Annotated in this window: 14 protein-coding genes; 6 read left to right on the top strand and 8 right to left on the bottom strand. The window is 72.0% G+C overall.

Annotation, left to right across the window (positions count from 1 at the left end; translation table 11 throughout):
* Nucleotides 1–41: 41 nt before the first annotated feature.
* Together rny and GEV43_RS03155 are read left to right on the top strand one after the other, a co-directional pair.
* Nucleotides 42–1568 carry a ribonuclease Y gene (gene rny, locus GEV43_RS03160; RefSeq protein WP_160819402.1) on the top strand — a complete coding sequence of 509 codons (1527 nt, stop codon included), beginning with the start codon at nucleotides 42–44 and terminating at the stop codon, nucleotides 1566–1568.
* A 144-nt stretch (nucleotides 1569–1712) separates the two neighbouring features.
* Nucleotides 1713–2654, top strand: coding sequence for a serine protease (locus GEV43_RS03155; RefSeq protein WP_160819401.1), 942 nt, complete (start codon nucleotides 1713–1715; stop codon nucleotides 2652–2654).
* Nucleotides 2655–2756: 102 nt separating this feature from the next.
* Here GEV43_RS03155 and GEV43_RS03150 read toward each other — a convergent pair whose 3' ends face one another.
* The 6 genes from GEV43_RS03150 to GEV43_RS03125 form a co-directional block, all read right to left on the bottom strand.
* A complete protein-coding gene (locus GEV43_RS03150) occupies nucleotides 2757–4769 on the bottom strand; it encodes a prolyl oligopeptidase family serine peptidase (protein WP_160819400.1) in 2013 nt (670 codons plus the stop codon).
* A 232-nt stretch (nucleotides 4770–5001) separates the two neighbouring features.
* On the bottom strand, nucleotides 5002–6090 hold the full coding sequence (locus GEV43_RS03145; RefSeq protein WP_375539079.1) for an NAD(P)-binding domain-containing protein: 1089 nt from the start codon (nucleotides 6088–6090) through the stop codon (nucleotides 5002–5004).
* A 93-nt stretch (nucleotides 6091–6183) separates the two neighbouring features.
* Entirely contained in the window at nucleotides 6184–7176 is a 993-nt protein-coding gene (locus GEV43_RS03140) for an amino acid ABC transporter permease (RefSeq protein WP_160819398.1), read from the bottom strand.
* The gene (locus GEV43_RS03135) at nucleotides 7173–7874 is read right to left on the bottom strand and encodes an amino acid ABC transporter permease (RefSeq protein WP_160819397.1); all 702 of its coding nucleotides are present in this window, start codon (nucleotides 7872–7874) and stop codon (nucleotides 7173–7175) included. The genes GEV43_RS03140 and GEV43_RS03135 overlap by 4 nt, the downstream gene beginning before the upstream one ends.
* 92 nt (nucleotides 7875–7966) lie before the next feature.
* On the bottom strand, nucleotides 7967–8836 hold the full coding sequence (locus GEV43_RS03130; RefSeq protein ID WP_160819396.1) for a glutamate ABC transporter substrate-binding protein: 870 nt from the start codon (nucleotides 8834–8836) through the stop codon (nucleotides 7967–7969).
* A gap of 41 nt (nucleotides 8837–8877) precedes the next feature.
* Nucleotides 8878–9681 (bottom strand): amino acid ABC transporter ATP-binding protein, encoded by an 804-nt coding sequence (locus GEV43_RS03125; RefSeq protein ID WP_160819395.1) that lies wholly within the window; start codon nucleotides 9679–9681, stop codon nucleotides 8878–8880.
* A gap of 192 nt (nucleotides 9682–9873) precedes the next feature.
* Between GEV43_RS03125 and miaB the strand changes: the two genes are divergently transcribed.
* Together miaB and GEV43_RS49280 are read left to right on the top strand one after the other, a co-directional pair.
* On the top strand, nucleotides 9874–11424 hold the full coding sequence (gene miaB / locus GEV43_RS03120; RefSeq protein WP_160819394.1) for a tRNA (N6-isopentenyl adenosine(37)-C2)-methylthiotransferase MiaB: 1551 nt from the start codon (nucleotides 9874–9876) through the stop codon (nucleotides 11422–11424).
* Between the two features lie 722 nt (nucleotides 11425–12146).
* Entirely contained in the window at nucleotides 12147–12362 is a 216-nt protein-coding gene (locus GEV43_RS49280; protein WP_241682759.1) for a hypothetical protein, read from the top strand.
* 48 nt (nucleotides 12363–12410) lie between these two features.
* Here GEV43_RS49280 and GEV43_RS03110 read toward each other — a convergent pair whose 3' ends face one another.
* Entirely contained in the window at nucleotides 12411–12629 is a 219-nt protein-coding gene (locus GEV43_RS03110) for an antitoxin (protein WP_241683236.1), read from the bottom strand.
* Nucleotides 12630–12767: 138 nt separating this feature from the next.
* On the opposite strand from GEV43_RS03110, the gene miaA reads away from it, so the two are divergent.
* Both miaA and dapF read left to right on the top strand, forming a co-directional pair.
* Complete coding sequence (miaA, locus tag GEV43_RS03105; protein ID WP_160824265.1) at nucleotides 12768–13670, top strand: tRNA (adenosine(37)-N6)-dimethylallyltransferase MiaA; 903 nt, start codon at nucleotides 12768–12770, stop codon at nucleotides 13668–13670.
* A gap of 20 nt (nucleotides 13671–13690) precedes the next feature.
* The gene (dapF, locus tag GEV43_RS03100) at nucleotides 13691–14542 is read left to right on the top strand and encodes a diaminopimelate epimerase (RefSeq protein WP_160819392.1); all 852 of its coding nucleotides are present in this window, start codon (nucleotides 13691–13693) and stop codon (nucleotides 14540–14542) included.
* Nucleotides 14543–14864: 322 nt separating this feature from the next.
* On the opposite strand, the gene GEV43_RS03095 is transcribed toward dapF, so the two are convergent.
* Entirely contained in the window at nucleotides 14865–16826 is a 1962-nt protein-coding gene (locus tag GEV43_RS03095; protein WP_160819391.1) for a sensor histidine kinase, read from the bottom strand.
* Nucleotides 16827–17136: the final 310 nt, after the last annotated feature.

Raw genomic sequence — 17136 nt, 5'->3', positions numbered from 1 at the left:
GCTCCGATCACGGGGTCCGTGGGCGAGGAAGGATCTGCCTCATGGAGAGCGTCCTGCTGGGTGCAGCACTGCTGGTGACCCTGGTCGCTCTCGTGATCGTGCTGCTGCGCCGACCCGGGGGTCTCGGCCGCGCCGCCGCGGCGGAGGCCGAGGCGCAGGAGATCCTCGAACGCGCCGAGAAGCAGGCCCAGGAGATCGCGAACGCCGCCCGCGCCGAGCTTGAGGAGGAGGCCCGCGCCGCACGCGAGGACCTCCGGACCATGCGCGAGGACCTGGAACGCCGCGAGAGCCGCCTCGCGGAGCGGGAGCAGCGCCTCGACGGCGAGGTGCGGCGGCTGGAGGAGTGGTCGGGGCGCCTCTCCGAGAGCAAGCGCGGCCTGGAGTCCCGCAAGCAGGAACTTGGGCGCCTGGACGACGAGCGGCGGCAGGTCCTCGAACGCGCCGCCGGGCTGACCGCCGAGCAGGCCAAGAGCGAGCTGGTCGCCGCGATCGAGAACCAGGCCAAGCGCGAGGCCATCCCGCTGACCAGGGAGATCGAGAACGCGGCGCGGGCCGAGGGCGAGAAGCGCGCCCGCAAGATCGTGACGCTCGCCATCCAGCGGGTCGCCAGCGAGCAGACGGCCGAGTCGGTCGTGTCGGTGCTGCACCTGCCGAGCGACGAGATGAAGGGCCGCATCATCGGGCGCGAGGGACGCAACATCCGCGCGTTCGAGTCCACGACCGGCGTCAACCTCATCATCGACGACACCCCCGAGGCGGTGCTGCTGAGCTGTTTCGACCCCGTTCGCAGGGAGGTCGGACGGCTCACCCTGGAAAAGCTCGTTCTGGACGGCCGGATCCATCCGCAGCGGATCGAGGAGGTCTACGACCGCAGCCGGTCGGACGTGGAGCAGCTTTGCGTGCGCGCGGGGGAGGACGCGCTCGTGGAGGTCGGCATCACCGACATGCACCCCGAGCTGATCGCGCTGCTCGGCCAGCTCCGCTACCGCACCTCGTACGGCCAGAACGTGCTCATGCACCTGATCGAGTCGGCGCACATCGCGGGCGTCATGGCGAGCGAGCTGCGGCTGCCCGTCGAGATCGCCAAGCGGTGCACGCTGCTGCACGACATCGGCAAGGCGCTCACCCACGAGGTCGAGGGCAGCCACGCGCTGATCGGCGCGGAGATCGCACGGCGGTACGGCGAGGACGAGGACGTCGTGCACGCCATCGAGGCGCACCACAACGAGGTCGAGGTCCGCACGGTCGAGGCCGTCCTCACCCAGGCGGCCGACGCGATCAGCGGCAGCCGGCCGGGAGCGCGCCGCGAGTCGCTGGAGGCGTACGTCAAGCGGCTCGAACGGCTGGAGGAGATCGCCCGCGACAAGCACGAGGGCGTGGAGAAGGTCTTCGCCATGCAGGCCGGCCGCGAGATCCGCGTCATGGTCAAGCCGGACTCCGTCGACGACATCCAGGCCCAGGTCATCGCCCGCGACATCGCCAAGCAGGTCGAGGACGAGCTGACCTATCCGGGCCAGATCCGCGTCACCGTCGTCCGCGAGTCCCGCGCCATCGAGTTCGCCCGCTGACCCCGGCGCCCCGCCGCCCCCTCCGCTCCGGCCCTCCGCCTCTGCCCCGCCCTGCCGCCGGTCGGCGAGGGCCGGGCGACATGGGGGATTCGGGGATGATCATTCGTGTTGTGGCGGTGCGGGGGAGTCGGTAGGTTCTGGCGAATGCACAGGGGTCGGAAGTGGTGGACGGTCGTGCTCGGCACGTCCGCGGGGGTCGTCGCGGCCGGGGCCGGGACGGTGTGGCTGTCCTCGGGGGACGGCGCGGAGAAGCGGGTCGTGGACACGTCCGCCAGCGTGCGGATCAGCGCGGCCGACTCGAACGAGGCCGCGCGGTACTGGACGGCCAAGCGGATGGCGGCGGCGAAGCCGGTGGGACGCGCCGAGGCGCCTGGCGGAGCGGCGCGCACGCAGGCCGCGGCGCAGGCGGTGCCGCGCTCCACGGCGTTCCACGGGATCCCGACGCTCGGCGCGCTGTTCTTCAACAACGGCTCGGGCGACCACTACTGCACGGCCAGCGTGGTGCACTCGTACTCGAAGAAGCTGCTCATCACGGCGGCGCACTGCATCCACGGCGGGCGCGGCGCGGGCTACGTGAGCAAGGTGGCGTTCGTGCCCAAGTACGAGAAGGGCAAGCGGCCGTACGGGACGTGGACGGCGAAGATGCTGCTGGTCGACCAGCGGTGGGCGTCCAAGAGCGATCCCGACCTCGACTTCGGCTTCATCGGGCTCAACCCCCTGAAGGGCAAGACGATCGAGGCCGCGGTCGGCTACAACATGCTGGGCGTCAACCAGGGCGTCGGCAAGTACGTGAACGTGACGGGTTACCCGCGGATCGCCTACGACAAGCGCGACCAGCCGATCTACTGCCGGGCGAAGACGGCGCGGCAGTCGAAGTACCAGGTCCGCATGGACTGCTCCGGCTTCTACGGCGGAACGAGCGGAAGCCCCTGGCTGCTCAAGTACAACGGCAAGACGCACACGGGCTACATCAACGGCGTCATCGGCGGCTACCAGGGCGGCGGCAACACGCACTGGCGCTCGTTCTCGCCGTATTTCGACAACGACGTCAACGTGCTGCGCAGCGCCGCCGACAAGCGGGCCTGAAAACCTGAGAACGCGCCCACAAGTACCTGAAGCCGCAGGCGAACGGGCCTGAAAACGCAGGAACCGTCCCCGATGGGGGACGGTTCCTTGCGGTGGAGCTGTTCAGCCGACGGTGAGGTCGATCGGGTCCACGTCCTTCGGCTTGAAACCGAGGGTCTGGCCGTAGAACGCGAGTTCGGCCTCCAGGCACGCGATGGTGGTCTCGGCCCGTCGGAAGCCGTGCGACTCGCCCTCGAACGTCAGGTAGGCGTACGGCATCTTCTTCTCCGCCAGCGCCACCGCGAAGCGTTCCGACTGGTCGGGCGGGACGATCGGGTCGTCGAGGCCCTGGAGCAGCAGAACGGGGCAGGCGGTGCGGTCGGCGCGGTTGAGCGGCGAACGCTCCTCGTACGCCCGTTCGAACCCCGGAAGCGGCCCGATCAGCCCGAAGAGGTACTGCGACTCGAAGTCGTGCGTGGCCCCGGCGAAGCTCTGGAGGTCGCTGATGCCGTAGTAGGACGTGGCGGCCTTGAACAGGTCGGTCTGGGTGGCGGCGGCGAGGGTCGTCCAGCCGCCCGCGCTGCCGCCCCTGATGGCGAGCCGCTCGGGGTCGGCGATGCCGCGTTCGACGAGGGCCCTGGCGGCGAAGACGGCGTCCTCGACGTCCACGACGCCCCACTGCCGGCGGAGCCGCTCGCGGTACGCGCGGCCGTAGCCCGCCGAACCGCCGTAGTTGACGTCGATGACGCCGATGCCGCGGCTGGTGAAGTACGCCCGCTCCAGGTTGAGGACGGTCGAGACGCGCCCGGTGGGCCCGCCGTGCACGAACACCACGTACGGAGGGAGCTCGCCCTCGGGTGCGGCGGCGTCGGGGCTGGTCGGCGGGAACACGTACGCGTGCACGGGGCGTCCGAACGGCCCTTCCAGGCGTTCGGTGCGAGGCCGCGACAGGTACGCGGCGTCCGGGAGGTGGGCCGTCTCGCGGCGCAGCGTCTCGACGCGCCCGTTGGCGGTGTCGATCCGCACGACCGAATCGGGGACGTCGGGGCCGCCGCCGATGGCGACGATGGTCGAGCCGTCCGCGGAGACCTGCGGCGCCCAGTGGGAGTAGGGCAGCTCCAGTTCGGTGAGGTCGAGCGTCTCGGGGTCGTAGACCGCCAGCCGCATGTCGCCCTCGCCGTGCAGGACGGCGAGGCGGCCGTCGCCGAGCAGCGCGTACGGCATGCCGCCGAGCTGCCAGAGCGGCGAGGCGAACTCCTCCTCCGCCGGGTACAGCGCCTGCGCGGACTCGCCGTGCAGGCCGACCTGGTACATGTTCCACCAGCCCGGCCAGTCGGAGATGACGTAGAGGGTCTCGTCGTCGGCCCACAGCGGCGCGAGCGCTGATTCGGTGAGGCCGCCCTTGACGGTGCGGGGCGCGACGGTGTGGCCGTCCTCGATGGCGGCGACGCGCAGTTCCGTGCCGTCCCAGGGCATCCGGGGGTGGTTCCACTGCACCCATGCCAGGTGCCCTCCGCTCGGGGACGGCGCGGGGCTGGCGTAGAAGTGCGCGCCGGTGACCAGCTCGCGGATCGCCGAGGCGTCCTCGGCGGCGCTGCCGTCCAGGGGGACGGCGACGATCGCGCGCCTGATCCCCTCCGGCCCCGGCTCGCCGCCGCCGTCCGCTCCGCCTTCGGCGGGGGGCGCGGCGATGTGCCCTTCGCAAACGCACCAGATCTCCGTGCCGTCGGGGGAGAGCACGCAGTCGGCGTAGCGCAGACCCGCGGGGACGGCCGGTTCCGGCGTCAACGGGCGCGGTTTCGGGTCGCCCTCGTCGAGCCGGTGCAGCCGCTGGTCCTCGTAGTTGGAGAAGACGATGGCGCCGCCGTCGCCGGTGCGGATCGGCAGGTATGACCGCCCGCCGTACTCGTGCACGCGGGTCCGGGCGTCCCACGGCGCGTGGAGCAGCTCGGTCCGGTGACCGCCGCGCTGGTGGACGACCGTGGTCCGGCCCCCTTCCTCGGGACGGGCCTCCTGCCACCAGACGTCATCGCCGGCGACGGTGGGGAAACCGAGGCGCAGCCGGGAGCGGGCGACGTCGGCGGCGGAGATGGGGGAAGGCCAGGAGCCGTAGGGGAGTGTCGCACGAGCGGTCATAACAGGAATCGTCCCGCATACGGGGATCGGTTGGGGCCATGACGGGCCAGTTGAACTCGGAAAGAAACAAACCGCTCACCGGGACACCCCGCCACCCGCGACGGGCATCGCGCCCGACGGCGCGGCACGCGGCTGGGCGCTGCGGCACGCGGCCGGACGGGGCGCGCAACCGCGGGCGCGCGCGTAGGCGAACCCTCGGACCGGCGGCGGAACGGGTGGGCGAACGTGTCGTTCAGCCGGTCGCCGCCAGGCCCGCGCCGCGTACGCCGCGCGCGTCGCGCCCGTCCCCGGGTGCGTTCAGGAGGCGCGTGATGTCCCTGACGGCGATCCGCCCTGCGCGGTTGGCGCCGATGGTGCTGGCCGACGGCCCGTACCCGAGCAGGTGGACGTACGGGTCGCCCGCGACGTGCGTGCCGTCCATGCGGATGCCGCCGCCGGGCGCGCGCAGGCGCAGGGGCGCGAGGTGGTCGAGGGCGGCGCGGAAGCCGGTCGCCCAGAGGATCGCGTCGGCGTCCACGTGCCGTCCGGACGCCCACTCGACGCCGTCCGGGGTGATGCGGTCGAACATCGGCTCGCGGCGCAGCACGCCCGACTCGCGGGCCGCGCGCACCTCGTCGGTCAGCAGCAGCCCGGTCGCGCCGACGACGCTGCCGGGCGGCAGCCCGCGGCGGACGCGGTCCTCGACCCGCGCGACGGCGTCACGGCCGCGCTGCTCGTCGAACGGACCGTCCACCCATACCGGCGGACGCCTGGTCACCCACGTCGTCTCTGCGGCCACCTGAGCGATTTCCAGGAGGGCCTGGACGCCGGACGCGCCGCCCCCGACGACGACCACGCGCTCGCCCGCGAACTCGTCGGGCCCCCGGTAGTCGGCCGTGTGCGACTGGCGTCCGGCGAACGTCTCCATACCGGGGTAGTGCGGCCAGAACGGACGGTCCCACGTGCCCGTGGCGTTGATCAGCGCGCGCGTCTCGTACGGCCCCTCGGAGGTCTCCACGAGCAGCCGCCCGTCCGGCAGGTCCTCCACCCGCGTGACGTCCACGGGACGGTGCACGGGCAGGTCGAACGCCTTCTCGTAGCGGCCGAAGTACTCGGAGACGACCTCGGAAGCGGGACGGCTCCCGTCGCGTTCGCCCAGCGGCATCCCCGGCAGGTCGTGGATCCCGTGCGCCGCGCCGAGCGTGAGCGTCGGCCAGCGGTACTGCCACGCGCCGCCCGGACGCGGCGAGTGGTCCAGCATCACGAAATCCAGGCCGGAACGCCGCAGGTAGTAGCCCGCCGACAGTCCCGCCTGCCCTGACCCGATCACCACGACGTCCACCATCACGTTCTGCGCAACCGAAAGGGGCGCCGCCGGATTCCCCGGCGGCGCCCCCTGCGGGCGTTCACGGTCGGACGCGAGGCCGACCGCCGGTCAGGCGGCTCCGGGGCCGCCGGCGACCGACATGCCGGGCGCGGGCGGCGCGCCGACGTCGCCGCCCATCGTCCTGGCGGCGGTCTTGCGGCTGCGGCGGCTGCGCGCCTCCAGCCACGTCGCGATCCGGCTGATCGACATGTTGATGGCGATGTAGATGATGCCGACGACGATGCCGGCCTGGATGATGTTGTTGTGGTAGTTGGCGGGCACCTGCTTGAAGCCCGCCTGGAGCAGTTCGGCGTAGGCGATGATGAAGCCGAGCGCGGTGTCCTTGAGGACGACCACGAGCTGGCTCACGATCGCCGGCATCATCACCGTGACCGCCTGGGGCAGCAGGATCAGGCGCATCACGCCGTTCTTGCGCAGCCCGATCGAGTAGGCGGCCTCCGACTGGCCCTTCGGGATCGACAGCACGCCGGCCCTGACCACCTCGGCGAGCACCGAGCCGTTGTACATCACCAGGCCGAACACCACGGCCGCGAAGGCCGGGACGACGATCGTGCCCGCGTTGATCTCCACGCCGAAGATCGAGAAGAAGTTGTCGACCAGGACGCGCTGGAACGTCCCGAACGGCGACTCGGCGACGACCGGGCTGATCTTGTTGGGCAGGAAGAACGCCAGGAAGATCAGGATCAGCAGCGGGATCGCGCGGAAGAACTCCACGACGGCCCCGGCGGGGATCCGGATCCACCAGTGGTCCGACAGCCGGCCCAGCCCGAAGACGACGCCGAACAGCAGCGAGAGCACCGAGGCCAGCGCCGCCGCCTTCAGTGTGTTCCACAGGCCGGGCAGGATCAGGTTCTTCCAGACGTCGGCCTTGAGGAACGGGTCCCACAGCTCCTTGGCGAACTGGCCCTTGTCGTTGAGGCGCATCACCAGCAGCGCGATCAACCCGAGCAGGACGAGCCCGGAGACGGCGGTCAGCACCCGGTGGCGGGCCCGCGCCCGGGGCCCCGGGGCGTCGAACAGGACGGTCGCTTCCCTGGTCACCGCGCCACCGCCATCCGCTTGGCCAGCCAGCCGGAGAAGAACCCGGCGGGCAGGGTGAGGATCATGAAGCCGACGGCCACGCCGATGAACAGCGGGATGGTGCCGCTGGCGAACGACGGCAGGTCCACCAGGCTCTTCATCTGCGTGGCGATCTCCGCGTAGCTGGCCGCGATGGCCACCGTGGTGTTCTTGATCATGGCGATGAAGACGCTGCCGAGCGGCGCGATCACCGCGCGGAACGCCTGCGGCAGGATGATCATGCGGAGCGACTGCGAGAAGGTCAGCCCGATCGAGCGCGCCGCCTCCGCCTGCCCGAGCGGGACGGTGTTGATGCCCGAGCGGAGCGACTCGCCGACGAACGCCCCGGTGTAGCCGGACAGCCCGAGCACGGCCCACCAGTAGTAGCTGGTGTTGGCGTCGGACGAGAAGGTGAGCGCGAGCGTGTCGTTCAGCCCGAGGCTGCACATCAGCAGCACCAGCGTGAGCGGGGTGTTGCGCAGGACGTTGACGTAGACCGTCCCGACGGCGCGCAGCACCGGTATCGGGGAGACCCGGAAGGCCGCCAGCACGGTGCCGATGATGAGCGAGAGCACCGCCGCCGCGGCGGCCAGGCGGATCGTCGCCCAGAACCCTTCGAGGATCGTGTCGAAATGGTCGAAGAACGGACCGAAGTCAAGCAGGTCGAGTAGCTGTTCCATGGCGTTCCAGCGGGTCGGTGGCCACGGCGGCGGTCCCGGGGGCGCGTTCGGCGCTCCGGGACCGCGTCGCCGTGGCGGGCCTCAGCCTGGGATCAGGCGCAGCCCTCGAACTGAGGGACGGTCGTCGTGGGCTTCAGGCCGGTGCCCGAGAAGTGCTTGTCGAGCAGGGTCTTGGCGGTGCCGTCGGAGTACATCTTCGTGACGGCCTTGTTGACGGCCTCGCAGGTCTCCTTGTCGCCCTTCTTGATCCCGATGCCGTACTTCTCGTCGGTGAACGGGGCGTTGATGACCTTGAACGAGCCCTTCTGCTGGCTGGCGAAGCCGGCCAGGATCAGGTCGTCGGTGCTGACCGCGTCCAGCGCGCCGGCCTTCAGCTTGGCGGCGCAGTCGGAGTAGGACGAGGCGTCGACGAGCTTCACGCCCTTGACGGCGAGCTTGCCGTCCGGCGGGCCCTCGGTCACGCGGCGGAACGAGTTGGACCCGGCCGCGCGGCACAGCCGCTTGCCCTTGAGGTCCTCGGCCTTCTTGATGCCGTTGTCGTTGGCCCGGACCATCGTGTCCTGGTGCGCGACGTAGTAGGGGCCGCCGAAGCCGACCTGCTGCTTGCGGGCCTCGGTGATGGAGTACGTCGCGAAGACGAGGTCCACCTGGCCGCCCTGGAGGAACGACTCGCGGTTCTCGGAGCGGGCCTCCTTGAACGTGACGCCGCTCTCGGGGACGCCGAGCTCCTTGGCCACGTAGCGGGCGACGTCGACGTCGAAGCCGTCGAACGTGCCGTCGGGCTTCTTCAGGCCGAGCGAGGGCTGGTCGTACTTGATGCCGATCGTCAGCTTCTTGTCGTCCTTGGCCTTCTGGGCAACGCTCTTGGCCTCGGTTTTCTCGGTGTCGCTGCCGCAGGCGCTGAGCGCCAGGGACAGCGCGACCCCCGCGCCGACCAGGGCGCCGAAACGTCGAACTCGCATGCTCTCGTCTACCTCTGCTTTCCTGCCGGAGCCCCGACGGCTCAGTGCGTGAGGATCTTGGAAAGGAAGTCTTTCGCGCGGTCGGTGCGCGCGTTGGTGAAGAACTCCTCGGGAGTGTTCTCCTCGACCACCTGGCCGTCGGCCATGAACACGACCTTCTGCGCCGCCTTGCGCGCGAACCCCATCTCGTGGGTGACCACGACCATGGTCATGCCGTCGCGGGCGAGCCCGCTCATGACGTCCAGGACCTCGTTGATCATCTCCGGGTCCAGCGCCGAGGTGGGCTCGTCGAACAGCATCACCTTCGGCTTCATCGCGAGGGAGCGCGCGATCGCGGCGCGCTGCTGCTGCCCGCCGGAGAGCTGCGCGGGGTACTTCTGGGCCTGGTTGGCGATGCCGACCCGGTCCAGCAGCTCCATGGCGTGCTTCTCGGACTCCTGCCTGCCCTGCTTGCGCACCTTGATCGGCCCGAGCGTGACGTTGTCGAGGATCGTCTTGTGCGCGAACAGGTTGAACGACTGGAACACCATGCCCACGTCGGCGCGGAGCCTCGCCAGCTCCTTGCCCTCCTTGGGCAGCTCCTTGCCGTCCACCAGGATCGTGCCGCCGTCGATCGGCTCCAGCCGGTTGATCGACCGGCACAGGGTCGACTTGCCCCCGCCTGACGGTCCGATCACGACGACGACCTCGCCGCGGTTCACGGTGAGGTTGATGTCCTTGAGAACGTGCAGCTCTCCGAAATGCTTGTTGACGTTCTCGACGACGACGAGGGGCCCGTCGCCCGCGGTCTCCGCCGTAGGCCCGCCGCCCTTGGTGAGGTCGGGCCCGCCTTCGCTGTCCGTCATGGGCCCGGACTTTACGTCATCCGAATCGCCGGGCAAGTCCCCGCGCGGTACCGATACGATCACGAATCCCCACGTCGGCGGCACGATTCGAGCCGTTCCGCGTGATCACCTCGGCGGATGTTACCGGCGCGTCGCGGCGAGCGCGCGACGGCGCGCGGGGACCATCGCCAGCACGTACCCTTGGGGACTGTCATGAGTGCGCCTATCCAGAGCGGTCCCCGCACGTACGAGATCCGTACCTACGGGTGCCAGATGAACGTCCACGACTCCGAACGGCTGTCCGGCCTGCTGGAGTCCGCCGGGTACGTCCGGGCGGGCGACGCCGAGCCCGACGTGGTGGTGTTCAACACCTGCGCCGTACGGGAGAACGCCGACAACCGCCTCTACGGCAACCTCGGCCACCTGCGGCCCGTCAAGGACGGTCATCCGGGCATGCAGATCGCCGTCGGCGGCTGCCTCGCGCAGAAGGACCGCGACACGATCGTCAAGCGCGCGCCCTGGGTGGACGTGGTGTTCGGCACGCACAACATCGGGTCGCTCCCGGCGCTGCTGGAGCGCTCCCGGGTGCGCGCCGAGGCGCAGGTCGAGATCGAAGAGTCGCTGGTGACGTTCCCCTCGACGCTGCCGACGCGGCGCGAGTCGCCGTACGCGGCGTGGGTGTCGATCTCGGTGGGCTGCAACAACACCTGCACGTTCTGCATCGTCCCGTCGCTGCGCGGCAAGGAGAGGGACCGCCGCCCCGGCGAGATCCTCGCCGAGGTGGAGGCGCTCGTCGCCGACGGCGTCCTGGAGATCACGCTGCTCGGCCAGAACGTCAACGCGTACGGGTCCGGGTTCGGCGCGCTCGCGACGGCGCCCGACGAGGTCCGCGCGATGACCGGGGGCGGCCAGTCCGCCTTCGCCGGGCTGCTCCGCGCGTGCGGCGGCGTCGAGGGGCTGGAGCGCGTCCGGTTCACCTCCCCGCACCCGAAGGACTTCACCGACGACGTGATCGCCGCGATGGCCGAGACGCCCAACGTGATGCCGTCGCTGCACATGCCGCTCCAGTCGGGCGCCGACCCCGTCCTCAAGGCGATGCGGCGCTCGTACCGGCAGGAGCGCTACCTCGGGATCATCGAGAAGGTCCGGGCCGCGATCCCGGACGCGGCGATCACCACCGACATCATCGTGGGCTTCCCCGGCGAGACCGAGGAGGACTTCGAGCAGACCCTCCACGTCGTGCGGGAGGCGCGGTTCTCCAGCGCGTTCACCTTCCAGTACTCCAAGCGCCCCGGCACCCCGGCCGCGACCATGGACGGCCAGGTGCCGAAGCGGGTCGTGCAGGAACGGTACGAGCGGCTCGTGGCCCTCCAGGAGGAGATCTCCTGGGAAGAGAACAAGAAGCAGCTCGGCCGCACGCTGGAAGTGCTCGTCGCGGAGGGCGAGGGCCGCAAGGACGACGCGACGCTGCGGCTGTCCGGGCGCGCCGCCGACAACCGCCTGGTCCACTTCCGCGCGCCGGACGAGCCCGTACGGCCGGGCGACATGGTCACGGTCGAGGTCACCTACGCCGCGCCGCACCACCTCGTCGCCGACAAGCCCGCCGCCGCGGTCCGCCGCACGCGCGCGGGCGACGCCTGGGAGGCGCGGCAGGGCGGCTCGGCCGACGGCGGCGCGAAGGGCGTCGCGCTCGGCATGCCGTCCATCGGACGGCCCGCTCCGGCCCCCGCGGCCGCCGCGCCGGGCTGCTCGACCGGCCGCTGACGGCCCGTCCTCCGGCATGATCGACGCATCCCCGGCCGCCGCGCAGGCCGTGCGCCCGTACGGCCGCGGGCCCGGGAACGCCCGGTCTGGAGGCTCCGCGTGCTGATCTCGGCGGCGGTGTGCCCGCACCCGCCCATCCTCGTGCCGGCCGTGGCCGGGGAGGCCGCTCCCGAGCTGGACGGCCTGCGCGCCGCGTGCGACGAGGCCGTACGGCGGCTGGGCGTCCCGGTGCTCGACGCCTCGACCCGGCCGCCCCGCCTGCGGGGCCTGGCGTCCGCGCCCGACGCGGTGTTCGTGGTCGGCGGCGGTCCCGAGACCCGGGCGTACGGCCCGGACGTGACGGCGACCCTGCGCCCGTACGGCGCGGACCTCACGTGGGGAACGGGGCCTGAGCTGCCGCTGTCACTGACGATCGGACACTGGCTGCTGTCCAGGACCGGCGTGCCCGAACGCGTCCGCTACCAGTCCGTCGCGTGGGACGCGGAACCCGCGGAATGCCTTGAGCTTGGCCGCGAACTGGCCGGAGCGGCCGACGGCGTCGCGCTGCTCGTGCTGGGGGACGGCCCGGCGTGCCTGTCGGAGAAGGCGCCGGGCTACCTGGACGAACGCGGCGCGCCCTACGACGACGCCGTCGCGGACGCGCTCGGACGGGGCGACGCCGCCGCCCTCGCCCGGCTGGACGCGGAGCTGTCGCGCGATCTCCAGGCGGCGGGGCGGGCGGCGTGGCAGGTGCTCGCCGGCGCGGCCGGCGCGTCGCGCCCCTCCGCCGCCGAGCGTGCGGGGGCGCGGACGACGCGCGCGGCCGGACCGGCGGCGGCCGGGCCGACAGCGGGCGGTACGAGGCGGAACGGCTCGCGCGCGCCGCGCCGTACGGCGTGGGCTACCACGTCGCGAGCTGGAGGCGCTCCGAGGCGCCTGAGAGCGTCCCGGACGCCTGAGGGGCCGGGGCCCGGCCGCTACAGGCGTTCAGGCGGCCAGGCGGCCGTTCAGGCGTTCGGGCGGCCGCCGCCCCCCGGCGTCCCGTCCCCGGGCTCGTTCTGCCGGTTGGCCTGGCCCTGGCCGCTCTCGTTCTTGTCGATGTACTTCCCGGCCTGGTCCTGGGCCTTGTCGATCTTGTCGGAGTACTTGCCGCCGGTCTTCCTGTCGGCCATGTCCCCGGCCTTCTCGACGCCCTGCCTGGCCTTGCCGGCGTTCTGGCCGAGCATTTCCTTGACCTTGTCGACGATGGACATGAGATCCCCCCGAATCCTCGTCCGGTCGGCGCCGGCCGGAGACCGCCCGGCGCCCGTACAGCACGTGCATACCCACTCCGTTGCGAGAATTAGCGTGTGAGCTCACCAGACGTGATCGCGGTCGTCGGGCCGACCGCCGCCGGAAAGTCCGATCTCGCCGTGGAGCTGTGCCTGCGGCTCGGCGGCGAGGCGGTCAACGCCGACTCGATGCAGCTGTACCGGGGCATGGACGTCGGCACCGCCAAGCTGGCCCCCGGAGAGATGCGCGGCGTCCCGCACCACCTGCTGGACGTCTGGGACGCGGCGGTCACCGCGAGCGTCGCCGAGTACCAGCGGCTCGCCGCCGAGACGATCGCGGCCGTCCGCGGACGGGGCCGTACGCCCGTGCTCGTCGGCGGTTCCGGGCTGTACGTGCGGGCGGCGCTCGACCACCTCGAATTCCCCGGCACCGACCCCGCCGTCCGGGCGCGGCTGGAGGACGAGCTGGCCGGGACGGGTTCCGGCGTCCTGCACGAACGGCTGCGCGGGCTCGATCCGGCGGCGGCCGAGGCGATCCTGCCCAGCAACGGGCGGCGGATCGTCCGCGCGCTGGAGGTGATCGAGATCTCCGGCCGCCCGTTCACCGCGACGCTGCCCGAGCACCGCTACCGGTACGGCGCGGTCGCGCAGATCGGCCTGAGCGTCCCCAGGCCCGAGCTGGACGAGCGGATCGCCGTCCGCGTCGAGCGCATGTGGGACGCGGGCCTCGTCGCGGAGGTCAGGGCGCTGGAGGAGCGGGGCCTGCGGAACGGCGTCACCGCGAGCCGGGCCCTCGGCTACGCCCAGGTCCTGCGCTACCTGGACGGCGAGTGGACGGAGGAACGCGCCAAAGAGGAGACGATCCGTTCCACGCGGCGCTTCGCCCGTCGGCAGGAGTCGTGGTTCCGGCGTGATCCGCGCGTGGTGTGGCTTCCGTACGACGCACCCGACCTCGCCGACAGGGCCGTGGAGGCGGCGCTGGCGTCCGCCCCCTGACGAGGTCATACGATCGTTCCATGCGGTTTGTTAAGGGCCATGGCACCGAGAACGACTTCGTGATCCTGCCCGACCCGGACGGAACCCTGGAACTGTCCGCGGACGTGGTGGCGCGGCTGTGCGACAGACGCGCGGGCATCGGCGCCGACGGCATCCTGCGCGTCGTCCGGGCGAAGGCCGCCGGAATCCCGGAGATCGAGGCTTCGGGCGCCGAATGGTTCATGGACTACCGCAACTCCGACGGCAGCATCGGCGAGATGTGCGGCAACGGCATCCGCGTCTTCGCCCGCTACCTGGTCGAGGCGGGCCTCGCCGCGCCGGGCGAGTGGGGAATCGCCACGCGCGCGGGAGTACGAGGCGTGAGCCTGGGAGGCGCCGGGGACGTGTCCGCGGAAATGGGGCCGCCCGCGTACCTCGGCGGAGGCGAGGCGACCGTCGCGGGCGAGACGTTCACCGGCAAGCGCATCTCCATGGGCAATCCCCACCTGGCCTGCCCCGTGGACGCGCCGGTCGTCGGGCTCGACTTGTCGCGTGCGCCGGGCTTCGACCCCGCTGCGTTCCCCGAGGGCGTGAACGTCGAGTTCTTCCGTACGATCGGTGACCACCACCTGGAAATGCGCGTGTTCGAGCGCGGTTCCGGGGAGACGCGGTCGTGCGGCACCGGAACGGTCGCGGTGGCCGCCGCGGCGGCCATCGGCCCCGAGGCGCCGTACGAGTCGTACGGGCTCGACGGGGGCGCGCTGCCGGAGGGCGAGTGGACCGTGGACGTCCCGGGCGGACGGCTCACGGTGACGTTCGACGGGACGACCAGCCACCTCAAGGGGCCCGCCGAGCTCGTCGCGGAGGGCGAGACCTACCCGGGCTGGCTCTGAGGCCCCTTCGTCCCAACGCGGACACCGCTCCCACCAGCGCGAATCGCGGTCGTCGGGCAGGTCCCGGATGGAACGGGACCGTTGTCCCTGACCGGCGGGACCCCGGCGGGCCTAACTTCTGAGATGCACACCCTCTGGTGAATGGCCCGTACGGGACTGGGATGGGAGCCCCGGAACCGTTCGGAGCCCGAGGGCCGATGGCACCTTCTTGGCGGGGGGCGGCCATCGGCCCTCCCACCGGGGGTTTTCACATATCCGGGTGTTGTGGCGGTCAGCGTGTTCTCGGAGCGTTCGCAGGGACGGTGTCTTCGCAGGGACGGTGTCAGGGATGGGCGCCGTTGACCGGGAGCCGGGCCCGCACCACGGTCCCGCCCTCGGGGCCGGGGCCGACCGTGCAGGATCCGCCCAGTTCCGCGGCGCGTTCGCGCATGGACGACATCCCGATCCCCGACCGCACCGCCTCGGGCAGACCGACGCCGTCGTCGCCGACCGTCACGTGCAGGTCGCCGTTCAGGTGGAGGCGGACGGTCGCCGCGCCGGCCTTCGCGTGGCGGTGCACGTTCGTCAGGGCCTCCTGGACGATCCGGTACGCGGCGACCTCGGCCGCCGCCGGGAGGCTGGCGAGATCCCCGTCCACGTGCACGGCGACCTTGGGGCCGTCGCCCGTCGAGACCACGCCGCCGAGGGCCTCGATCGCGCCGGCCAGGCCGAGCTCGTCCAGCGCGGGCGGGCGCAGGTCGTACACCAGCTCCCGGATGTCGCCGATGGTGCGGCCCATGGTGGTGCGCAGGTGCTCCAGCAGCGCGTCCGCGGCCTCCGGGTCCTTCTTCAGCGTGATGCGCGTCGCGTCCACGGTCATCGCGAGGCTGGCGAGCGTCGGGCCGAGGCCGTCGTGCAGGTCGCGGCGCAGCCTGCGCCGCTCCTCCTCCCGGGTGCGCAGGATCCGCTCGCGGGAGCGCTGGACGTCGGCGGCGAGCCGCGAGGCGTTCGCGAGCTCGGCGAGGTTGCGCGCGAGGATGCCCGACAGCCGGGCGTCGGGCGTGTGGGTGACGCCGAACAGCAGCCGCCCGACCGGTTCGCCGTGCCAGACGAGCGGGATGTGCTGCGGCCGGTCGCCGAGGACGCCGTCCTCCGCCGAGACGGTGCGGCCGTCGCGGTCCAGCACCTCGATCAGCACGCCGGTCGCGTGCAGGGCCGTCCGCGCCACCTCGGCGGCGACGGCGAGCGCGGCGGTCGGGCTCGGGGCGGTCTGGAGCCTGCGGTTCAGCCAGTCGGCGATGCGGTACGGGTCGCGCTCGCCGCGCAGCAGGCCGTCCACCGCCCGCTGGAGCCGCCGCCGCGCGGGCTCGAACACCGCGCCCGCGGCGATCGCGCCCGCCAGCCCCGCGATCTGCCCGTGGTCGGACAGCAGCAGGCTCACCGCGCCGACCAGCGCGAAGTACACGCCGGTCAGGACGCCGGCCAGCCCGGCGTACACGAGGGTCTTGCTGATCACCACATCGATGTCATACAGCCGGTAGCGCGTGATGGCTATCGCGATGCAGACCGGAACGGCCGCGATCGCGACGTTGCGGAGCGGGTCGCCGATCGGGGTGGTCTCGCCGACGTAGATGACGGCCTGGGCGAGGACGCCGGGGTAGATGACCCACGCGATCTGCCTGCGCACGTCGGGCGGGGACCGCAGGAACCGCAGGACGACCGAGACCAGGCCGAGCAGCAGCGTGCCGAGGATGGTGGCGCTGATCACGACCGGGATGTCCTGGAACGGGTAGACCGAAACCCCGTGGTGGAACCGGCGCGCGTCCGGGTCGATCGTCAGGTGCGCGGCCACGATCGCCGGGACGGCCAGCGCGACCGCGAGGACGGGCCGGAACCACCGCGAGACCAGCCGCCCGTCCGGGAAGATCAGCGGCAGCACCAGCGTCAGCGCGAACGTGTCGACCGCCCACAGCCACGTCCCGAGCCACTCCAGGAACCCCGCGCCCGCCCAGCCGTGCAGGTCGAACCAGGGCCCGAGGTTGAGCGCGAGGACGTACAGCGCGGCGCCGCAGCCGGCCGTGAGCATGAGCAGGCCGACCCGCAGGCCCGGCCGGTAGCGCAGCAGCAGCGCGGCGACGGGCGTCCAGGAGAGCGCGATCACGATCTCGGGGTGCCACCAGACCATCCGGCGGTCCTCCGGGACCCAGGCGCCGATGACGAGCGAGGCGCAGACGGCCGCGACCGCCGCCAGGGCGAGCAGTAAGGGCGCTCGGCCCGCCGTCCGGTCGTGTCCTGCCGTCTCCATGCGCACTCCCCGAGTCAAAAGTAATGAAATGTTAAAACGACCTGCTAGGTGTCCTGGAGACCCAAGGGCGACCGCCTCAGGACAACGGGACTCGGCGCGTCGCACACTCTCGGGGGCCGCGGGGACGGCGAACGCGCGCGGGAGGGGCCGTACGCGCCCGTCGAGCGGGTGTCCGAACCTTGACAGGGGCGGGTTCGGGCCGCCTCCGGAAACGGCGATGGCCTGCCCGGGGGGATGCAGGCCGGGCAGGCCAGGACGGTGCTGGCGCGGATGTGCGCGTGGACGGGTCGTTACGCGGGCGCGCGCGGGA

This window comes from Actinomadura sp. J1-007, assembly GCF_009793335.1.
Lineage (GTDB): Bacteria > Actinomycetota > Actinomycetes > Streptosporangiales > Streptosporangiaceae > Spirillospora > Spirillospora yumaensis.
Note: the sequence above shows the minus strand (reverse complement) of the source record. Positions and strands in the feature narration are given on the sequence as shown.

Coding starts and splice junctions, on each gene's coding strand:
- rny (WP_160819402.1), top strand. CDS start 42: ATGGAGAGCGTCCTGCTGGGTGCAGCACTGCTGGTGACCCTGGTCGCT.
- GEV43_RS03155 (WP_160819401.1), top strand. CDS start 1,713: ATGCACAGGGGTCGGAAGTGGTGGACGGTCGTGCTCGGCACGTCCGCG.
- GEV43_RS03150 (WP_160819400.1), bottom strand. CDS start 4,769: ATGACCGCTCGTGCGACACTCCCCTACGGCTCCTGGCCTTCCCCCATC.
- GEV43_RS03135 (WP_160819397.1), bottom strand. CDS start 7,874: ATGGAACAGCTACTCGACCTGCTTGACTTCGGTCCGTTCTTCGACCAT.
- GEV43_RS03130 (WP_160819396.1), bottom strand. CDS start 8,836: ATGCGAGTTCGACGTTTCGGCGCCCTGGTCGGCGCGGGGGTCGCGCTG.
- GEV43_RS03125 (WP_160819395.1), bottom strand. CDS start 9,681: ATGACGGACAGCGAAGGCGGGCCCGACCTCACCAAGGGCGGCGGGCCT.
- miaB (WP_160819394.1), top strand. CDS start 9,874: ATGAGTGCGCCTATCCAGAGCGGTCCCCGCACGTACGAGATCCGTACC.
- GEV43_RS03110 (WP_241683236.1), bottom strand. CDS start 12,629: ATGCTCGGCCAGAACGCCGGCAAGGCCAGGCAGGGCGTCGAGAAGGCC.
- dapF (WP_160819392.1), top strand. CDS start 13,691: ATGCGGTTTGTTAAGGGCCATGGCACCGAGAACGACTTCGTGATCCTG.
- GEV43_RS03095 (WP_160819391.1), bottom strand. CDS start 16,826: ATGGAGACGGCAGGACACGACCGGACGGCGGGCCGAGCGCCCTTACTG.